Below are 18,281 nucleotides of genomic sequence, written 5' to 3'. Positions count from 1 at the left end.
ACTCAGCCTAGCTGCCCGTTTGACAGATGTTTCACGCGGCGTTTTACTTCTTCCTGCTTCCCGGCATTGAACGGACGTGCATCCGGGCTGCCCAGATAACCGCATACACGGCGGATCACAGACACGCGGGCGGCATCATGGTTGCCGCATTTCGGGCAGACAAATCCTTTGCTGGTACAGTTAAATTCCCCGTTAAAGCCGCATTCATAACACTCATCAATCGGTGTGTTGGTGCCATAATACGGAACGCGGTCATAACTGTAGTCCCAGACATCTTCCAGGGCTTTCAGGTTATGCTGAAGATTCGGGTATTCGCCGTAACAGATAAAACCACCGTTCGCCAGTGGCGGATACGGAGCTTCGAAATCCAGTTTGTCGTACGGATTCACTTTTTTCTCAACATCCAGATGGAAGCTGTTGGTGTAATAGCCTTTGTCTGTCACGCCCGGGATCACACCGAACTCGGCGGTATCCAGACGGCAGAAGCGGTCGCACAGATTCTCACTTGGTGTGCTGTACAGGCTGAAGGCGTAGCCGGTTTCCGCTTTCCATTCATCTGTTGCACGGCGTAAACGTTCAATAATCGCCACACCCAGCGCGCGCTGCTGTTCATCGTCATACATATGGGTATCGGTACCCGCCAGCGCATTAATGGTTTCGTTGATGCCGATATAACCCAGGGAAATGGATGCGCGACCGTTTTTAAAGATCTCCGTTACGGAGTCATCTGCTTTCAGCCGCACGCCGCAGGCGCCTTCCATATATAGGATCGGCGCGACACGGGCTTTGACATTTTCCAGCCGGGCAATGCGGGTCATCAGCGCTTTTTTGGCGATAGCCAGGCGTTCATCCAGCAGCGTCCAGAACTGCTCTTCGTCAGCGTGTGCTTCAATCGCAATACGCGGCAGGTTCAGGCTGATAACGCCGAGGTTATTACGCCCGTCATGAATTTGCTCGCCGTTCTCTTCGTATACGCCGAGGAAACTGCGGCAGCCCATCGGCGTTTTAAACGATCCGGTGACTTTTACGACCTGGTCGTAGTTCAGAATATCCGGATACATGCGTTTGCTGGCACACTCTAATGCGAGGCGTTTGATGTCATAATTCGGATCACCGTACTGATGATTCAGCCCTTTTTTAATGGCAAACACCAGTTTCGGGAAGACCGCTGTTTTATGATTTTTACCCAGCCCGGCAATGCGGTTACGCAAAATTGCCTGTTGGATCATCCGCGATTCTTCAGAGGTTCCCAGCCCGAAACCAAAGGTGACAAACGGGGTTTGTCCGTTGGCGGTGTGCAGGGTGTTGACTTCATATTCCAGTGACTGGAATGCGTCATAGCACTCTTTTTCGGTGCGGGCATCGGCATAACCTTTCGCATCCGGAATTTGCCATTCTTCAGCGGTTTTCAGATGCTTGTTGTAGCTGGCGGCGACAAACGGCGCCAGAATTTCATCTATCCGGTTAATGGTGGTGCCGCCGTAAATATGGCTGGCAACCTGCGCGATAATTTGTGCTGTTACCGCAGTCGCGGTAGAGATGGACTTAGGTTGCTCTATCTCGGCATTACCCATTTTAAAGCCATGAGTCAGCATGCCTTTCAAATCGATCAGCATACAGTTAAACATCGGAAAGAATGGCGCGTAATCCAGATCGTGATAGTGAATTTCACCACGTTCATGTGAAATAACAACATCACGCGGTAAAATATGCTGTTTTGCATAGTGTTTAGCCACAATGCCCGCCAGCAGGTCGCGCTGTGTCGGAATAACCTTGCTGTCTTTATTAGCATTCTCATTGAGAATGGACATATCACTTTGCTCGACCAGCCCGCGGATCTCATTATTCAGGCGGCCACGCAGCTCACGCTCGACATCACGATCATGACGGTATTCGATATAGGTTCGTGCTAACTCTTTGTAATCACCGGACATTAACTGGTTTTCAACCGCGTCCTGGATTTCACGGATATCAACATTTTCCCGGTTTTTCATTAATGAAGTGACATGAGAAGCAACCTGAGAGCAGTAGTCATTATCATTAATTTGCGCGGCTTCAGCTGCTTTTTTAATGGCATCCCGGATGCGTGATTCATCAAAATTGACCTGACATCCATCACGCTTAATCACGATAGTGTGCACTTTGCTTCTCTCCGGAAATTTGGTTATCCACAGGCAAAAGCCAGCAATAATGCCACTTTCGGGGGGTGTGGATAACACTGTGAATAAATACTATATCTTGTGTGCTTTGTATTATATAGCACTAGATATAGATTTCCTCCGGAATAAGGCGTTTAAAATTGACCTGTGTCAAAGAATTTCGGTGACATCAGAGAAACCGCACACTCCGGTGAAGTGTAAAAATGTGCGGTCTGGTGACAAAGATTATGCTAAAAGTTATTTTTGTTACTTATCGCTGGTATTTTTATCATTTTTGAAGACGAAAACATAACCGGCAACAGCAATGAGCAGGACACAGACACCGGCACCGATAGCAAGTAAGAAACCGGTATCGATACCATAGGTATCAATGATCATCCCGACACCGGCAGAGCCGAGAGCAACCCCGACAGCCAGCCCGGTGATAAGCCAGGTGAAGCCTTCTGTCAGCATGTTAGGCGGCGCTTCCCGTTCGACAAATCCGATAGCCAGGATCATGGTTGGCGAAAAGAAGAAACCGGCGACAAACATCGTCAGCCCCAACCCGGTAAGATCAGTGACCAGCAGCAGCGGCAGAGTGGTTAACAGTGTTGCCGCGGCGGTGAAAACAAATTGTTTTGTATAACTGAAGGGCAGGCGGACTGCGCCGAAGATAAACCCGGCAATACAGGAACCGGCGGCGTAAACCGATAATACATAACTGGCACCTTCCGGATATCCCTGCGCATTGGCGAATGCCACCGCCAGCACATCGACTGTTCCGACAATCACACCGAGCGCGAGCAGTGCCAGCATCAGCAACTGAATCGCCGGCAGGCGCAGTACGGTGCCTTTTGCCAGTCCGTCCCGCTTATGTACCGGCGGCTCGGTGCGTTTCTGGCTGACCACCAGGAGTGTGCCGACGACCAGAAAAATAATCGCAACCAGCGGACCTGCCTGCGGGAAGAGCGCAATACTCAGTGTGACGGAAAGCGGCGGGCCGATAATAAAGCTGATTTCATCCAGTACGGACTCAAAAGAATACGCGGTTTGCAGACGCGGATCGCCTTTATAGATGTGCGTCCAGCGGGCGCGGATCATGGCCGGCATGCTCGGGATAGCCCCGACAAATACAGCGGAAAGCCAGATAGCCCAGTCCGGCGCGTCATAAACCGTACATAACAATAGTGCGGTGGTACCGAGCACACTGATGATAATACTTTTTGGCAGAATGCGGCTTTGTCCGTAGCGATCTACCAGGCGGGCTATCATCGGTGCACAGAAAGCAGCAGAAAAGGTATAAACAGCGGCGGTGATCCCTGCCATAAAGAAAGAGTCACGCAGCTGCGCAATCATCGTAATGATCCCGATCCCCATCATGGCGACGGTCATCCGTGCGATGAAACCCGCACCGGAGAAAGCCCGGGAGCCGGGATGCTGAAAGATGACGCGATAGGAACTAAACATAACAACCTCACAGAATATCCGCCCTTTTTCGCCGTCAGGGGGATAAATATATTTTGTCACTGCCGCCGTCACCGGAGGTAACAGGATTCAATGGATAGGTAATTAACATACATTGCGTATGTGAATCTATTGATATACGCGATGTATGTCAATTAAAAAGTGATATAGTGAGCAGATGAAATGTGTTAACCCCCGGAGTGACAAGATGGTTCATAAACCACGCGCAGAGATGATAGAAGAGACCAGGACAAAACTGATTACTGCTGCCCGCCGGCAGTTTGGTACGGCAGGTTATGCTGCGACAGTGATGGATGACCTGACCGCACAGGCGGGTCTTACCCGCGGGGCGCTTTATCATCATTTCGGAGACAAACGGGGACTATTCCTGGCGGTATTGCAGAGTCTGGATCAGGAACTGGATGCGCGCCTGGATATGGCAGAAAAAGAAGCAACAGATGAATGGCAGGCATTCAAGGCGCGCTGTCAGGGTTATCTGGCAATGAGTCTGGAGCCGGAAGTGCAGCGTATTATGTTTCGTGATGCGGCATCTGTGCTGGATTATTCAATTCTTAAATCTAATGAACTGGCGTGTGTGCAGGGAATTACCCGGCGGCTTACTCATCTGATGGAAAAAGGTTTAATAAAGCAGGTTTCACCGCAGGTACTGGCGCTGTTTATTAATGGCGGGTTATATGAATGCGCAATGTGGATAGTCCACAGCGATGAACCGGATATCACGTATAAAAATGTGCGGGTTTCATTTGAGCAGTTACTGGAGAATCTGCGGGTGTGATACAAAAAAACCGGCTTCCGCCGGTTTTTATCAACTGAAGCGCAGTAATTATTTACGGACTGCGATTGCTTCGATTTCTAATTTCACATCTTTTGGCAGACGGGCAACTTCAACGCAAGAACGAGCAGGGAAGTGCGCTGCATTGTTCTCTTTGAAGAAGGCTTCGTATGCTGCGTTCACAGTAGTGAAGTCATTCAGATCTTTAACGAAAACAGTTGTTTTCACGATATCAGCAACTTTCAGGCCTGCTTTCTCGATGATTGCCTTGATGTTTTCCAGAGATTGGCGGGCCTGAGCAGTAACGTCATCTGCAACCAGACCTGTTTTAGGGTCAACCGGGATCTGACCTGAAGTCATAACCATGTTACCCAGGTCTACAGCCTGTACATATGGGCCGATTGCTGCTGGTGCGTTTTCTGTTGCGATTACTTTAGTCATTACGGACTCCTGTAGGATTATTATTGCTGTTAAGCTTTTAAAAACGCGATCATTATAATCGTCTGAAATCTCCGGGCAACTGACCTGGATCTATCTTATCCGTTATTAATGATGGCGTGGTGATCAAATTCTTTCTCACAATACTTACAGGTTAACACAATTTCCTGCGCAATGGACTTAACAGTAAAGCTACTTTCTACCGGCTCATTGTGACTGATGCAGTTCCCGTTCGGGCAGACAATCACCCCGGTTATCCGTTCAGGCAGATTAATTGGCAGTTTTTTAACCACCTGATAATCTTCAATAATATTAATTGTGGCTTTCGGTGCATAAAACCCGAGCTGGTTTGCCTGCTCCGGTGTCAGAAAGGTATCTTCCAGCTTAATCAAATCCTTACGGCCCATATTACCGGACGGCAGATTCAGCCCGATGGTAATGCGGCTGTCTGTTTCCGTCAGGCGGAAAAAGGAGAGCAGTTTAAACCCGACATGTGCCGGGATGTGGTCGATAACAGTACCGCATTTGATGGCTTCAACCAGTAATTTATGATCCTGAGTCATGATGTGCTCCTTAAGCCGGGAAGGTTTCGTTTAACACCAGAGATAACAGCGCCTGACGGGCAAAAATCCCGTTACCGGCCTGCGGGAAGTAGTACGCGTAAGGCGTTTTATCCACATCCGGAGAGATCTCATCGATGCGCGGCAGCGGGTGCAGCACTTTCAGGTTTGGCTTCACATTCACCAGATCCGCCGCGCGCAGTACAAACTGTGCTTTGACATTGGCGTATTCTGACGGGTCAAGACGCTCTTTCTGTACGCGGGTCATGTACAGAATATCCAACTGCGGCAGCACATCATCGATAGCATTATGTTCGCTGTACGCCACACCTTTTTCATCCAGCATGTGCAGGATATGATCCGGCATCGCCAGCGCCTTTGGTGCAATAAAATGCAGATGGTTGCCGCTGAATTTCGACAGCGCCTGTGCCAGTGAATGCACTGTGCGCCCGTATTTCAGATCCCCGACCATCGCGATGTGCAGGTTTTCCAGGCGTCCCTGGGTTTCCTGAATGGTAAAGAGATCAAGCAGTGTCTGTGTCGGGTGCTGGTTTGCCCCGTCCCCGGCATTGATAACCGGCACAGTACCTGAAAATTCAGACACCAGGCGCGCCGCACCTTCCTGCGGGTGGCGCATCACGATGGCATCAGCATACTGACTGATAACACTCATGGTATCTGCCAGCGTTTCCCCTTTTTTGCCCAGTGAGGTGTTGCTGCTGTCTGAGAAACCGACTACCGACGCGCCGAGGCGGTGGATAGCCGTTTCAAAAGAGAGCCGGGTACGCGTCGAGGCCTCGAAGAAGCAGCTGGCAATTACTTTATGCTTCAGTAATTCCGGCCGAGGGCGCTGTTTCAGCAGTGCGGCTGTGTTTAATACCAGTTCCAGTTCATCGCGGTTAAGGTCATTAATCGAGATAATATCGCGCAGGTATAACGGATTCGCCATTGGGGGTATCCTCATGTTCGTGTTCGGCCAGGCAAAAAAAAAACCCCTCAATGAGGGGTTTTCAAAAAAAATACGGGAGGAACGCAGACTGCGCCACGTTGTGGCTGTCTGTGATATGCCGCGTTGTGCGGCACCGACTGTGCGATGTAAGCGGTGTAAATAGTCACGCTGTACATTTTCCCCTTCCGACAAAATTGCGGGGGATTATACGCAACCTGTTATTCTGCGCAAGCGTTTGCATCACTTTTTTTTACGCAAAATACCTGCGATTATCCCGATATAATTAAAATTCTATTTCTTTTGAAAGAGATGCCACCATAATAGCTTTAATCGAATGCAGCCGGTTTTCGGCCTGATCAAATACCACACTGTGTTTTGACTCAAACACATCATTGGTGACTTCAATACCATTGGTAAAACCATATTCTTTTGCAAGCGCCAGTCCGATGGTGGTGTCGGTATCATGGAATGCAGGCAGGCAATGCAGGAAAATCACATCCGGATTCTGTGTTTTAGTAATCACATCCTGATTCACCTGATACGGTGTCAGCAGTTTGATGCGCTCCGCCCAGACCTCTTTCGCCTCGCCCATTGAAACCCAGACATCGGTATACAGTACATCGGCATCTTTTACGCCTTCGGCGACATCTTCCGTCAGCGTAATTTTACCGCCGGTTTGTTCTGCGGCTTTACGGCACTCTTCAATCAGTGATGCAGACGGCCAGCAACTTTGTGGTGCGACAAGCCGGACATCCATCCCGGTCAGTGCTGCCATCTCTGCAATGGTATTTCCCATGTTATTACGGGAATCGCCTAAATATGCAAATTTCACCTCGGACAGCGGTTTTTTCACATGCTCCTGAATAGTCAGCAGGTCGGCGAGCAGTTGTGTCGGATGAAACTCATCTGTCAGTCCGTTCCAGACCGGAACACCGGAATATTTTGCCAGCTCTTCAACCGCTTTCTGTGAATATCCGCGAAACTGAATACCGTCATACATCCGTCCCAGCACGCGGGCAGTGTCTTTAATGGATTCTTTATGGCCCATCTGACTGCCGGATGAACCGAGGTAAGTTACCCGCGCACCCTGATCGTAAGCGCCCACTTCAAAGGCACAGCGGGTGCGGGTGGAGTCCTTCTCGAAAATCAGCGCAATATTTTTACCTGTCATCAGCGGCTTTTCAGTACCGGATTTTTTCGCCTTTTTCAGATAAGCAGAAAGATTGAGCAGTTTTTCAATATCGGCGGGTTTATAGTCAAGTAACCGCAGAAAGGATTGTTGATAAAAAGGGTTCATAGTAATTCCTCCGATGAATTTATATTCAACATAAATCAATAAAAATTCAATTGCAACACCGGACTGAAATTCTTTTTTTTTTATGGGTGGCTCAATGACGCCTGCTGTGGGAAAATGCGCGGGTATCACTTATCAGAGGGCATGGCCATGTCAGAATTAGATGCGTTTTTAGAAGAACAGCGCGAAGAAACCCGTGCAATTATTACTGAGTTATTAGAGGACGGCAGCGATCCTGATGCGCAGTATACTGTTGAGCACCATTTTTCGAGCGAAGATTACGACAAATTAGAAAAAGCGGCAGTTGAAGCCTTTAAACTGGGCTATGAAGTGACTGATGCTGAAGAGCTGGAAGTGGAAGGCGGTCAGGTTGTATTATGCTGCGACATTATCAGTGAGTGCGGCCTGAAAGCAGAACATATTGATGCTCAGGTTGAGCAGCTCGCCCGTCTGGCTGAAAAGATGGACGTGGATTACGACGGCTGGGGCACGTATTTCGAAGATCCTGATGGTGAAGACGAAGACGGTGAAGAATATGACGAAGGTGATGATGAAGGCGATGACGAACGTCATGGCGAAACACCATTGCATTGATTATCCGTTCCCCTGAAAAACCTGCCGTGGCAGGTTTTTTTGTATCTGTTCATCAGGAACAGCAGAAAGCGCCGGTGGTGGCTGGTTTCGTTCACGACGTGAATTTGTGCTGTTATCCCGCGTTTATCGGGCAGAGGTACTGACCCGGTCTGGCTTACAATCTGTAAGCACTTTCAGCATGCGGACTTCACAGTCGCCGTGGCCGGTATTACCCAGCGGGGCATCGAGAAAGTTAAATCCGAGTTTTTCATACAATTTAATGGCCGCCTGAAGGTCGCCGGTCGTTTCCAGATAACACTGGCTGTAACCTTCTGCTTTGGCAAATTCCAGCGCCTGTAAGACAATTTTTTTCGCCAGCCCTTTTCCGCGCAGGCGGGCAGAAATATACATCTTTTGTAACTCAGCTGTTTTTCCGTCACCCCCGGTGAGCGCGGAAACACCGCCGCCGCCGAGAATTTCACCGTTTACGTCAATGACCCAGTAAGCGGCACGCGGCCGGTGGTATACCTCGTACAGGGTATCTAAAATCGGGTCTGCGACAGCAAAGCCTTTGTCGGCTGTCAGTCCGTGCTCTGCGGAAACTGCGCGGATCACTTGTGCGATACCGGGGTTATCTTCCGGGCGGATCAAACGGAGAGTGTAGTTTTCTGTTGTGCTGCTTGTCATGGATATCATTATCTCATTATTTTTATTGTGAAAAGTAAAGCCGGGGGACAAACCTGAGGGGCGATTACTGTGGATATCGTATGAAACGATAAATATGATAATAAATAATTATCACGCAAAGTAAACAGGCGAAATACGGGATAAAAAAAACCAGCCCGGAGGCTGGTTTTCAGGTCATTCAGACAGGATCACAGTGCGGCAATTGTGGCTTTCTGAGCAATCAGTTTTTCTTTGGCTTCATAGTTTGCTGCCAGGCGCTCGCGCTCCTTGGCAACCACCGCTTCCGGCGCACGGCTGACAAAGCCTTCGTTCGCCAGTTTGCCTTCGATAGCCGCGATTTCCTTCTCCGTTTTTTCCTGCTCTTTATCCAGACGCGCTAATTCGTCCTCTTTATTGATAAGATCAGCCATCGGGATCAGGATTTCAGCACCTTCCACCAGCTTGGTCACACAAACCGGAACCGTTTCACCGTCTTCAGTAATACGGATGGAATCCAGACGCGCCATTGCTTTAAGGAAGTTACTGTTTTCGGCCACACGGCGCTGTGCATCAGCACTTGCACCACGCAGCATTACTTCCAGCGGCTTGCCCGGGGCAATATTCATTTCTGCACGAATATTACGGACAGCAATGATAGTGTCTTTGATCCATTCCAGGTCACGCAGAGCAGCTTCATCAACCTGAGCCGCATCGAATTCAGGGAACGGTTGCAGCATGATGGTATCGCCTGCAATGCCTTTCACGACTTTCACACGCTGCCAGATAGTTTCAGTGATAAACGGAATAATCGGGTGCGCCAGGCGCAGCAGTGATTCCAGAACCGTGATCAGTGTATGGCGCGCTGCACGTTTCTGTGCGTCCGTTCCTTTGTGAACAGCCGGTTTGGACAGTTCCAGATACCAGTCACAGAACTGGTTCCAGGTGAATTCATACAGAATGTTGGATGCCAGGTCGAAACGGAAAGTATCCAGTGCTTCGCGGTAGGCTTTCACGGTATTGTTATATTCCGCGAGGATCCAGCGGTCGGCCAGGGAGAATTCCATCTCACCGCCGTTCTGACCACAATCCTGTTCTTCTGTATTCATCAGCACGAAACGGCTGGCGTTCCACAGCTTGTTACAGAAGTTACGGTAGCCGGACAGACGTTTCATGTCCCAGTTGATATCACGCCCGGTTGATGCCAGTGCCGCCAGGGTGAAGCGCAGGGCATCTGTACCGTGAGCTTCAATTCCGTCCGGGAACTGTTTTTCTGTGCGTTTGGCGATTTTCTCTGCCATCTGCGGCTGCATCATGTTACCGGTACGTTTTTCCAGCAGTTCCGGCAGTGAAATACCGTCGATCATATCGAGAGGATCAAGTACGTTTCCTTTCGATTTCGACATTTTCTGACCTTCATCATCACGGATCAGACCCGTCATGTAGATGGTATTGAACGGAATTTGCGGTTTGCCGTTTTCATCTTTGATGAAGTGCATGGTCATCATGATCATGCGGGCAATCCAGAAGAAAATGATGTCAAAGCCACTGACCAGCACATTGGTCGGATGGAATGTTTTCAGTTCCGGCGTGTTATCCGGCCAGCCCAGTGTGGAGAATGTCCACAGACCGGAGGAGAACCAGGTATCCAGCACATCTTCATCCTGGCGCAGTTCAACCATCGCCGGGATATTATTTTCGCGGCGGACTTCATCTTCATCACGCCCGACATACACATTGCCCTGGTTATCATACCAGGCAGGGATACGGTGACCCCACCACAACTGACGGGAGATACACCAGTCCTGAATATCGCGCATCCAGGAGAAGTACATGTTTTCGTACTGCTTAGGCACAAACTGAATATCGCCGTCTTCAACTGCTTTAATCGCTTCTTTTGCCAGCGGGGCAGTGCGCACATACCACTGGTCAGTCAGCATCGGCTCGATAACCACGCCGCCACGGTCGCCGTAAGGGACAGTCAGGTCGTGCGGTTTGATCTCTTCGAGCAGGCCGAGTGATTCAAATTCTTTTACGATAGCTTTACGGGCAGCAAAACGTTCCATGCCACGGTAAGCCTGCGGAATATCGCTGCTGCATGCGGTTGATACTTCACCATTGGTATCAAACACTTCGGCTTCAGTACGGATATTACCGTCGAAATCCATAATGTTGATCATGGTGAGCTGGTGGCGTTTACCGACTTCATAGTCGTTAAAGTCATGCGCCGGGGTGATTTTCACACAACCGGTGCCTTTTTCCATATCTGCGTGTTCGTCGCCGAGGATCGGAATGCGGCGGTTGACGATCGGCAGAATGATTTCTTTGCCGATCAGATCTTTATAACGCGGATCTTCCGGGTTCACAGCCACACCGGTATCACCGAGCATGGTTTCCGGACGGGTGGTGGCGACAACCAGGTAATCTTTACCATCAGCGGTTTTTGCACCATCAGCCAGCGGATAGCGGATATGCCACATGGAGCCTTTGACGTCGCGGTTTTCCACTTCGAGATCAGAAATCGCGGTGTGCAGTTTCGGATCCCAGTTGACCAGGCGCTTACCGCGATAGATCAGATTATCTTTATACAGGCGGACAAACGCTTCTTTTACCGCACGGGACAGACCTTCATCCATGGTGAAACGCTCGCGTTCCCAGTCCACAGAGTTACCCAGACGGCGCATCTGGTTTGAGATATTACCGCCGGATTCCGCTTTCCATTCCCAGATTTTATCAATAAAGCCTTCACGGCCGTAATCGTGGCGGGTTTTGCCCTCTTCTGCGGCGATCTTGCGCTCAACAACCATTTGTGTCGCGATACCCGCGTGGTCAGTCCCGGACTGCCAGAGGGTATTTTTACCCTGCATGCGCTGGTAGCGGATCATGGTGTCCATAATAGTTTGCTGGAACGCGTGACCCATGTGCAGATTACCGGTGACATTCGGCGGCGGAATAACAATACAGAAGCTTTCTTTGTCTGTATCACCATTCGGTTTGAAATAGCCGCTCTTTTCCCAGTGCGCGTAAAGTGGCCCTTCGATTTCCGTCGGATTATAGGTTTTATCCAGAGACGGTTCGTTGGTCTGTTGGTTGTCTGTTGTTTTTTCCATTTTTAATCTTTGTTTATCAGTAGGTTGGCGGCGTGGCCATTGTTAGGGTAAAGCCGACGCTGCGATAGATTTTATATCGCTCGCGCGCCAACTGTTTCAATTGTTCGTCGATAGGCACAAAGTCTATCACTTCCCGGAAGGTTGTCGCAAAATCTGTGAACTGCGGCAGTAATGTAATCAGTAAATCACGCGGCGAATTTCCGCGCTTCTGCGGCCAGCACAGTTCAACAGGCGCACCATAACGCGGCCCTTCACCTGCTAAATTATGGGGAACAAATGCATCCGGCTCGCGCGCCCAGAGGGCTTCGTCGAGTTTTTCAGCCTGTTGTTGCGATTCACAGGCGATAAGCACCCGTTTCCCGTTGCGCCATGCCTCTCCCGCCAACTGACACGTCAGCCACTCATGGGCTTCAAGGTCATCAAAGGGGGATGGCTGTTCCATCTGATAGAAGGTGGCGTTTTTCATAATATCTCTGATAGCAGAAAAGGGGATTGCACAATACTATCACAATCCCCGTTACCTTTATTTATCCGGATTTGTCCTGCAATACCGGTCAGTCGTCGGTGCTGATACCCGCACGATTTAACAGGAATTGTGCCAGCAGTGCAACCGGACGACCTGTTGCGCCTTTATTTTTTCCTGAACGCCATGCCGTACCGGCAATATCCAGGTGCGCCCAATTATAGCGCGTTGTAAAGCGTGACAGGAAGCAACCTGCGGTAATCGCGCCACCCAGACGCCCGCCGGTATTGGCAAGATCCGCAAAGTTCGACTCGATTTGCTCGTAGAACTCATCTGCCAGCGGCAGCCGCCATGCGCGGTCACCGGCTTGTTCAGACGCATTCAGCAACTCGTGCGCCAGCGGATTGTGATTTGCCATCAGACCACTGAAATGGTTACCCAGTGCGACCATACAGGCACCGGTCAGGGTCGCGATATCAATCACGGTTTCCGGCTCGAAACGCTCCACGTAAGTCAGCGCATCACACAGCACCAGGCGGCCTTCTGCATCCGTATTAAGCACTTCGACAGTCTGACCTGACATGGTGGTGAGGATATCCCCCGGACGATAGGCATTGCTGCCCGGCATGTTTTCACATCCCGCCAGGATCCCGACCACATTGAGCGGCAGACTCAGTTCAGCCACCATCCGCATTACGCCGTAGACAGTTGCCGCGCCGCACATGTCATATTTCATCTCATCCATGCCATCGGCTGGTTTGATAGAAATACCGCCGGAGTCGAACGTCAGCCCTTTTCCGACTAATACAATCGGTCGTGCTTCCGGATCCGGATTACCTTTATACTCAATCACCGACATCAGTGATTCATTGCGTGACCCCTGGCCGACCGCCAGATACGCCAGCATTCCCAGCTCTTTCATCTGCTCTTCACCGATAACCCGGGTGCTGAGGACAGATGAGTGATTGTCTGCCAGCTGGCGCGCCTGCGACGCGAGGTAAGCCGCGTTACAGATGTTCGGCGGCATATTCGCCAGATCTTTTGCCGCTTTGATACCGGCAGAAATGGCCAGACCATGGCTGATCGCTTTCTCACCGGCAGGCAGTTCGCGGCGGGTAGGGACATTGAAGACCAGTTTACGCAGCGGGCGGCGTAATTCGGTTTTATTGCTTTTCAGCTGATCAAAGACATAGAGAGATTCTTTTGCTGTTTCAACAGCTTGTCTTACTTTCCAGTAATTGTTGCGTCCTTTGACATGCAACTCAGTCAAAAAACAGACCGCTTCCATCGACCCGGTTTCGTTCAGGGTGCTGATGGTTTTCTGAATAATCTGTTTGTACTGGCGCTCATCCAGCTCGCGTTCTTTTCCGCAGCCGATTAACAGGATGCGCTCGGACAGGACATTCGGGACATGGTGCAGAAGCAGAGACTGCCCGACCTTGCCCTCCAGCTCGCCGCGGCGCAGCAGAGCACTGATGTAGCCGTCGCTGATTTTATCGAGCTGTTCCACAACCGGGGACAGACGACGCGGTTCGAAAATGCCGACCACAATACAAGCACTGCGTTGCTTTTCCGGACTGCCGCTTTTTACACTAAACTCCATGCGCTCTCCTGAATCTTAAAGACAAAGACATCTGCTGTCGCTAAAATGTAGCGTTCGCACTAATCTGCACCATCGATTATAAACAGTTTATGATAAGCTACGTGCGCACTTTATGAGTCCTGAACAGCACTAATATTCCCTTTCTTTCCTGACCGGAAGGAAAAAAAGAGTGGTTTGATACCAGAATTACCCTCAGGCCGGCAAATAATGCACAAAAATAGTCAACACAGAACGAAGTTAGCTATTTTCATGCAAAAACACAAGTTTTCACAGGCGTATTAAGCGTGATCATTATTAGATATCTAGTGAGAGAAACACTCAAGGCACAGATTGCGATTCTGTTTATCCTGTTGTTGATCTTCTTTTGTCAGAAACTGGTTGAAGTATTGGGTGCTGCTGTTGAAGGAAGCATTCCGCCCGGACTCGTGCTGTCATTACTGGGATTAGGTATCCCGGAGATGGCGCAGCTTATTTTGCCGCTGAGTCTTTTCCTCGGGCTGCTGATGACCTACAGCAAGCTGTATACCGAAAGTGAAATTACCGTGATGCATGCCTGCGGACTGGGTAATAACGTGCTGATAAAAGCTGCGATGATCCTGGCATTCTTTACCGCAGTTGTGGCGGCAGTCAATGTTGTCTGGCTTATTCCGTGGTCATCTCAGTATCAGGAACAGGTTCTGGCTGAAGTAAAAGCTAACCCCGGCGTGACCGCGATGGTAGGCGGACAATTTAAAACCTCCAATGACGGCAGTATGGTGCTCTATCTGGGGGATGTGAACGGCAGCGAATTCAAAGATGTCTTTATTGCCCAACTCTGGGCAAAAGATGAGCAACGCCCGTCAATTGTGATTGCCGAAAGCGGACACATGACTGAGAAAGCCAACGGTAATCAGGTGGTTACACTCGATAAAGGCACCCGCTATGAAGGTACGGCATTCCTGCGGGATTTCCGTATCACCGATTTTTCTGATTATCAGGCGATTGTTGACCACCGCAGTGCAAAAGTGGGTGACAGTAACTATCAGCAGATGACCTTATTTGAACTGTGGTCGGAAAATGATAATGCCGCCCGCGCAGAATTTCACTGGCGTCTGACACTTATCGTATCTGTCGTTGTGATGGCTCTGATGGTGGTTCCTCTGTCTGAGGTGAACCCGCGTCAGGGACGGGTACTGAGTATGTTGCCCGCAATGTTACTGTATCTTATTTTCTTTTTATTACAGAGTTCGCTGCGCTCAAGCGGTGAGAAAGGCAAGCTGGACCCGGCTCTCTGGCCGTGGATGGTGAATATCAGCTATCTGGCACTGGCGGTGGCACTGAACCTGTGGAACACCACACCGGTACGCCGTCTGCGTTTTAGCTTCACACGTTCTCAGGGAGTTGCCTGATGTTTAAAGTGCTTGTGCTTGACCGCTACATCGGGCGGACTATCCTGCAATCTATTATGATGACGCTGTTCATGCTGGTGTCGTTGTCCGGGATAATCAAGTTTGTCGATCAGCTGCGTAAAGTCGGACAGGGAGAGTATTCTACCCTGGATGCCGGGCTTTATACCATTATGAGTATCCCGAAGGATATTCAGATTTTCTTCCCGATGGCGGCGCTGCTGGGCGCGCTGATGGGGCTGGGCGCACTGGCATCACGCAGTGAGCTGGTCGTAATGCAGGCATCCGGCTACAGCCGTTTACAGGTAGCCAGCTCAGTGATGAAAACGGCTATTCCGCTCGTGATCCTCACGATGGTGGTCGGAGAATGGCTGGCTCCGTCCGGTGAGCAATGGGCGCGAAACTACCGTGCTCAGAAGACAAGCGGCGCGTCATTGCTGGCAACCAAAAAAGGAATGTGGGCAAAAGACGGTAATGATTTTATCTATATTCAGCGTGTGGACAGTGAAAACCAGCTTAATGGCATCACACTGTACCGGATGAATGATGAACACAAACTCAGCTCTGTTATGAATGCCGCGAGCGCAGGCTATGACAGTGCCACCAATACCTGGACACTGAACCAAATCCGGGAATCAGTACTGAAAGACACGTATGTCATTACCGGTGAGCAGCGGTTATCCATGGTCTGGCAGACAAAACTGACCCCGGAAAAACTCAATGTGGCGGCGCTGGACCCGGAAGCACTGTCAATCAGCGGGTTATATCAGTATGTGAGTTATTTGCAGCAGAGCGGGCAGGATGCCGGGCGTTATCAGCTTAGTCTGTGGAAAAAAGTCTTCGCGCCGCTCTCTGTGGCGGTGATGATGCTGATGGCACTGTCATTTATCTTCGGGCCGCTGCGTTCGGTGCCGATGGGGGTGCGGATTGTCACGGGGATCGCCTGCGGGTTTGTGTTCTATGTCTCCAACGAGATTTTCGGCTCCCTGAGCCTGACCTATAAATTCCCGCCGTTCCTCGGTGCATTGCTGCCGAGCCTGCTGTTCCTGGCGATCAGCCTGTATTTACTGATTAAACGTAAGTAACGGGATCTGTCATTGCGCAACAGCAATAAAACAACGCCGGTCAGGATTTACTGACCGGCGTTGTTGTTTCAGTTATTTGTTATCTGTTCCCAGTCGAGATTAAACCGGGCGAGGTATTTACGCAGCCGGTCAGCATCATTAGGTTGCTTCTTCTGCTGACGGGAGACAGCAAACAGAGCGCGTCCGGCATCTGACAATGTCCGGGAGCGGCGGCAGACCGCAATCACGGTTTCCAGCTGCCGGCGGTCGAACAGATCAATGTCGCCTATCCCGGCGGGCAGATTGCTGTTTTCCTGAAGACCTTCCCACTGACTTTCCAGTCTCTCAATCTCTTCCTGCACCAGCGCCGTTGTAATTCGTCCGCTTTCTGCAAAGGTCGCCATGCGGGTGACAGATGCTCCCAGTTCACGAAAATTACCGCGCCACAGAGCCTGCGGTGAACAGGAAAAAGCCAGATAAATTTGCCGGGCATCGCTATCAAAGCGGACGCTTGTTTGCTGATCACGGCTGTATTTTGCCAGCTCATAATCGACATTCGGCTCGATATCTTCCCGCCGATGTGCCAATCCGGGCAGGGTAAATGTCCACATATTGATACGGGCGTATAAATCTTCCCGGAAATGCCCTTCACTGACCCTTTGTGCCAGATTACGGTGAGTTCCTGCTATCAGGGCAAAATCACTTTCTGTCTCATAGTCAGATCCGTAAGGGAAAAAAACGTTTTTCTTCAATGGCTTTGAGCAGCATGGCCTGCTCATCGGCTCCCAGTTCAGCTATTTCATCGAGAAACAGTATCCCGCCGTCAGCCTCTTTCAGTAATCCACCGCGCGCCTGAATAGCCCCGGTAAATGCCCCTTTTACATGACCGAACAGTGCGGACATCGCGTTGTCGCCGCGCAGTGTGGCACAATTGACTTCCACAAAGCGACCTTTTACCTGATGACGGTTACGGCGCAGCTCATATATCCGTTTTGCGAGAAATGATTTCCCGGCACCTGTCGGTCCGGTCAGCAGAACCGGTGCGGCAGAGCGCAGGGCAACGCGTTCAATTTTATCGATTGTCTTGTTGAACGCGGCATTACGGGTGGCGATACCGGACTTCAGGAAAGCGACCTGAGCTTGTTGCTCTTTCTGAAAGCGCCCTGTTATCTGTGTATAGCGACGGAGGTCGAGGTCAATAATGGTATACACACCCCCGGGGCCGGTATCTCCCGATTCATGGCGGGGGGCGGTCTGAATAAGCCGGGCGGGCAGATAACTGGCTTCAGTCAGCAGGAACCAGCAAATCTGAACCACATGCGTCCCGGTGGTGATATGCACCAGATACTCTTCATTTTCTGTATCGAACGGATAGTGTGCGGCGAAATCCCGGAGCGCGGTATAAACCTGTTCAAAGTCCCACGGGTCGGCAATATTGACCTTATGCAGCATCACTTCTGTTTGTGATGATACCTGCCCGATATCCTCTTTTACCCGTTCCGCTGTCTGTAAATTATCGGCCTGATAAATAAGTTCAAAGCGATCAATATTCAGATCCGGCTGCTGGCACAATCCGACACTCGGCCGCCACTTATTCCAGCGGTTAGCTCTTTTTCCCCGCCGGTCTAAGACCGTACCCAGAACCCCTATCACAACTTTCTTTTTCATTATTGATTTTCACAATCACCGGAATTTATTTTTCAGGATAAAACACGATATTACAGGATAGTAATAAGCATAAGTCATTTTATATCCCAATGGCACGGATAAAATCACAAAAATAA

14 protein-coding genes and 1 pseudogene are annotated in these 18,281 nt (G+C 50.2%); 4 read left to right on the top strand and 11 right to left on the bottom strand.

Going from position 1 to position 18,281, the window contains the following annotated elements:
• Window positions 1-2: 2 nt before the first annotated feature.
• Together nrdD and AYY17_RS06415 are read right to left on the bottom strand one after the other, a co-directional pair.
• Entirely contained in the window at window positions 3-2,141 is a 2,139-nt protein-coding gene (gene nrdD / locus AYY17_RS06420; RefSeq protein WP_067422328.1) for an anaerobic ribonucleoside-triphosphate reductase, read from the bottom strand.
• A gap of 264 nt (window positions 2,142-2,405) precedes the next feature.
• Entirely contained in the window at window positions 2,406-3,605 is a 1,200-nt protein-coding gene (locus AYY17_RS06415) for an MFS transporter (RefSeq protein ID WP_067422412.1), read from the bottom strand.
• Window positions 3,606-3,810: 205 nt separating this feature from the next.
• Between AYY17_RS06415 and AYY17_RS06410 the strand changes: the two genes are divergently transcribed.
• Window positions 3,811-4,398: a TetR/AcrR family transcriptional regulator gene (locus AYY17_RS06410; RefSeq protein ID WP_067422327.1), complete on the top strand. Its 588-nt coding sequence runs from the start codon at window positions 3,811-3,813 to the stop codon at window positions 4,396-4,398.
• Window positions 4,399-4,446: 48 nt separating this feature from the next.
• On the opposite strand, the gene ridA is transcribed toward AYY17_RS06410, so the two are convergent.
• From ridA to argF, 4 genes are all read right to left on the bottom strand, one after another.
• Window positions 4,447-4,836, bottom strand: coding sequence for a 2-iminobutanoate/2-iminopropanoate deaminase (ridA, locus tag AYY17_RS06405; protein ID WP_067366111.1), 390 nt, complete (start codon window positions 4,834-4,836; stop codon window positions 4,447-4,449).
• A gap of 95 nt (window positions 4,837-4,931) precedes the next feature.
• A complete protein-coding gene (gene pyrI / locus AYY17_RS06400; protein ID WP_067406865.1) occupies window positions 4,932-5,396 on the bottom strand; it encodes an aspartate carbamoyltransferase regulatory subunit in 465 nt (154 codons plus the stop codon).
• 10 nt (window positions 5,397-5,406) lie between these two features.
• Window positions 5,407-6,342, bottom strand: coding sequence for an aspartate carbamoyltransferase (pyrB, locus tag AYY17_RS06395; protein WP_067422326.1), 936 nt, complete (start codon window positions 6,340-6,342; stop codon window positions 5,407-5,409).
• Window positions 6,343-6,625: 283 nt separating this feature from the next.
• Window positions 6,626-7,639: an ornithine carbamoyltransferase gene (gene argF, locus AYY17_RS06390; RefSeq protein ID WP_067422410.1), complete on the bottom strand. Its 1,014-nt coding sequence runs from the start codon at window positions 7,637-7,639 to the stop codon at window positions 6,626-6,628.
• A 141-nt stretch (window positions 7,640-7,780) separates the two neighbouring features.
• Here argF and rraB point away from each other — a divergent pair, with 141 nt between their 5' ends.
• Entirely contained in the window at window positions 7,781-8,230 is a 450-nt protein-coding gene (gene rraB / locus AYY17_RS06385) for a ribonuclease E inhibitor RraB (RefSeq protein WP_067407047.1), read from the top strand.
• A 123-nt stretch (window positions 8,231-8,353) separates the two neighbouring features.
• Here rraB and AYY17_RS06380 read toward each other — a convergent pair whose 3' ends face one another.
• The 4 genes from AYY17_RS06380 to pepA form a co-directional block, all read right to left on the bottom strand.
• A complete protein-coding gene (locus AYY17_RS06380; RefSeq protein ID WP_067422325.1) occupies window positions 8,354-8,896 on the bottom strand; it encodes a GNAT family N-acetyltransferase in 543 nt (180 codons plus the stop codon).
• 188 nt (window positions 8,897-9,084) lie between these two features.
• Window positions 9,085-11,940, bottom strand: coding sequence for a valine--tRNA ligase (locus AYY17_RS06375; protein ID WP_156656658.1), 2,856 nt, complete (start codon window positions 11,938-11,940; stop codon window positions 9,085-9,087).
• A 58-nt stretch (window positions 11,941-11,998) separates the two neighbouring features.
• On the bottom strand, window positions 11,999-12,448 hold the full coding sequence (locus AYY17_RS06370; protein ID WP_067366125.1) for a DNA polymerase III subunit chi: 450 nt from the start codon (window positions 12,446-12,448) through the stop codon (window positions 11,999-12,001).
• Window positions 12,449-12,536: 88 nt separating this feature from the next.
• Window positions 12,537-14,048, bottom strand: coding sequence for a leucyl aminopeptidase (pepA, locus tag AYY17_RS06365; RefSeq protein ID WP_067422319.1), 1,512 nt, complete (start codon window positions 14,046-14,048; stop codon window positions 12,537-12,539).
• A gap of 284 nt (window positions 14,049-14,332) precedes the next feature.
• Between pepA and lptF the strand changes: the two genes are divergently transcribed.
• Both lptF and lptG read left to right on the top strand, forming a co-directional pair.
• Entirely contained in the window at window positions 14,333-15,436 is a 1,104-nt protein-coding gene (gene lptF / locus AYY17_RS06360; protein ID WP_067422317.1) for an LPS export ABC transporter permease LptF, read from the top strand.
• Entirely contained in the window at window positions 15,436-16,518 is a 1,083-nt protein-coding gene (lptG, locus tag AYY17_RS06355) for an LPS export ABC transporter permease LptG (protein WP_067422314.1), read from the top strand. The genes lptF and lptG overlap by 1 nt, the downstream gene beginning before the upstream one ends.
• A gap of 68 nt (window positions 16,519-16,586) precedes the next feature.
• Here lptG and rtcR read toward each other — a convergent pair.
• A pseudogene (rtcR, locus tag AYY17_RS06350) lies at window positions 16,587-18,165 on the bottom strand (RNA repair transcriptional activator RtcR).
• Window positions 18,166-18,281: the final 116 nt, after the last annotated feature.

The sequence above is a fragment of the Morganella psychrotolerans genome (assembly GCF_001676055.1).
In the GTDB taxonomy this organism is placed as follows: Bacteria; Pseudomonadota; Gammaproteobacteria; order Enterobacterales; family Enterobacteriaceae; genus Morganella; species Morganella psychrotolerans_B.
Note: the sequence above shows the minus strand (reverse complement) of the source record. Positions and strands in the feature narration are given on the sequence as shown.

Excerpts from the sequence above, each read along its gene's own strand:
- AYY17_RS06415 (WP_067422412.1), bottom strand. The coding sequence starts at position 3,605 with ATGTTTAGTTCCTATCGCGTCATCTTTCAGCATCCCGGCTCCCGGGCT.
- AYY17_RS06410 (WP_067422327.1), top strand. The coding sequence starts at position 3,811 with ATGGTTCATAAACCACGCGCAGAGATGATAGAAGAGACCAGGACAAAA.
- ridA (WP_067366111.1), bottom strand. The coding sequence starts at position 4,836 with ATGACTAAAGTAATCGCAACAGAAAACGCACCAGCAGCAATCGGCCCA.
- pyrI (WP_067406865.1), bottom strand. The coding sequence starts at position 5,396 with ATGACTCAGGATCATAAATTACTGGTTGAAGCCATCAAATGCGGTACT.
- pyrB (WP_067422326.1), bottom strand. The coding sequence starts at position 6,342 with ATGGCGAATCCGTTATACCTGCGCGATATTATCTCGATTAATGACCTT.
- argF (WP_067422410.1), bottom strand. The coding sequence starts at position 7,639 with ATGAACCCTTTTTATCAACAATCCTTTCTGCGGTTACTTGACTATAAA.
- rraB (WP_067407047.1), top strand. The coding sequence starts at position 7,781 with ATGGCCATGTCAGAATTAGATGCGTTTTTAGAAGAACAGCGCGAAGAA.
- AYY17_RS06380 (WP_067422325.1), bottom strand. The coding sequence starts at position 8,896 with ATGACAAGCAGCACAACAGAAAACTACACTCTCCGTTTGATCCGCCCG.
- AYY17_RS06370 (WP_067366125.1), bottom strand. The coding sequence starts at position 12,448 with ATGAAAAACGCCACCTTCTATCAGATGGAACAGCCATCCCCCTTTGAT.
- pepA (WP_067422319.1), bottom strand. The coding sequence starts at position 14,048 with ATGGAGTTTAGTGTAAAAAGCGGCAGTCCGGAAAAGCAACGCAGTGCT.
- lptG (WP_067422314.1), top strand. The coding sequence starts at position 15,436 with ATGTTTAAAGTGCTTGTGCTTGACCGCTACATCGGGCGGACTATCCTG.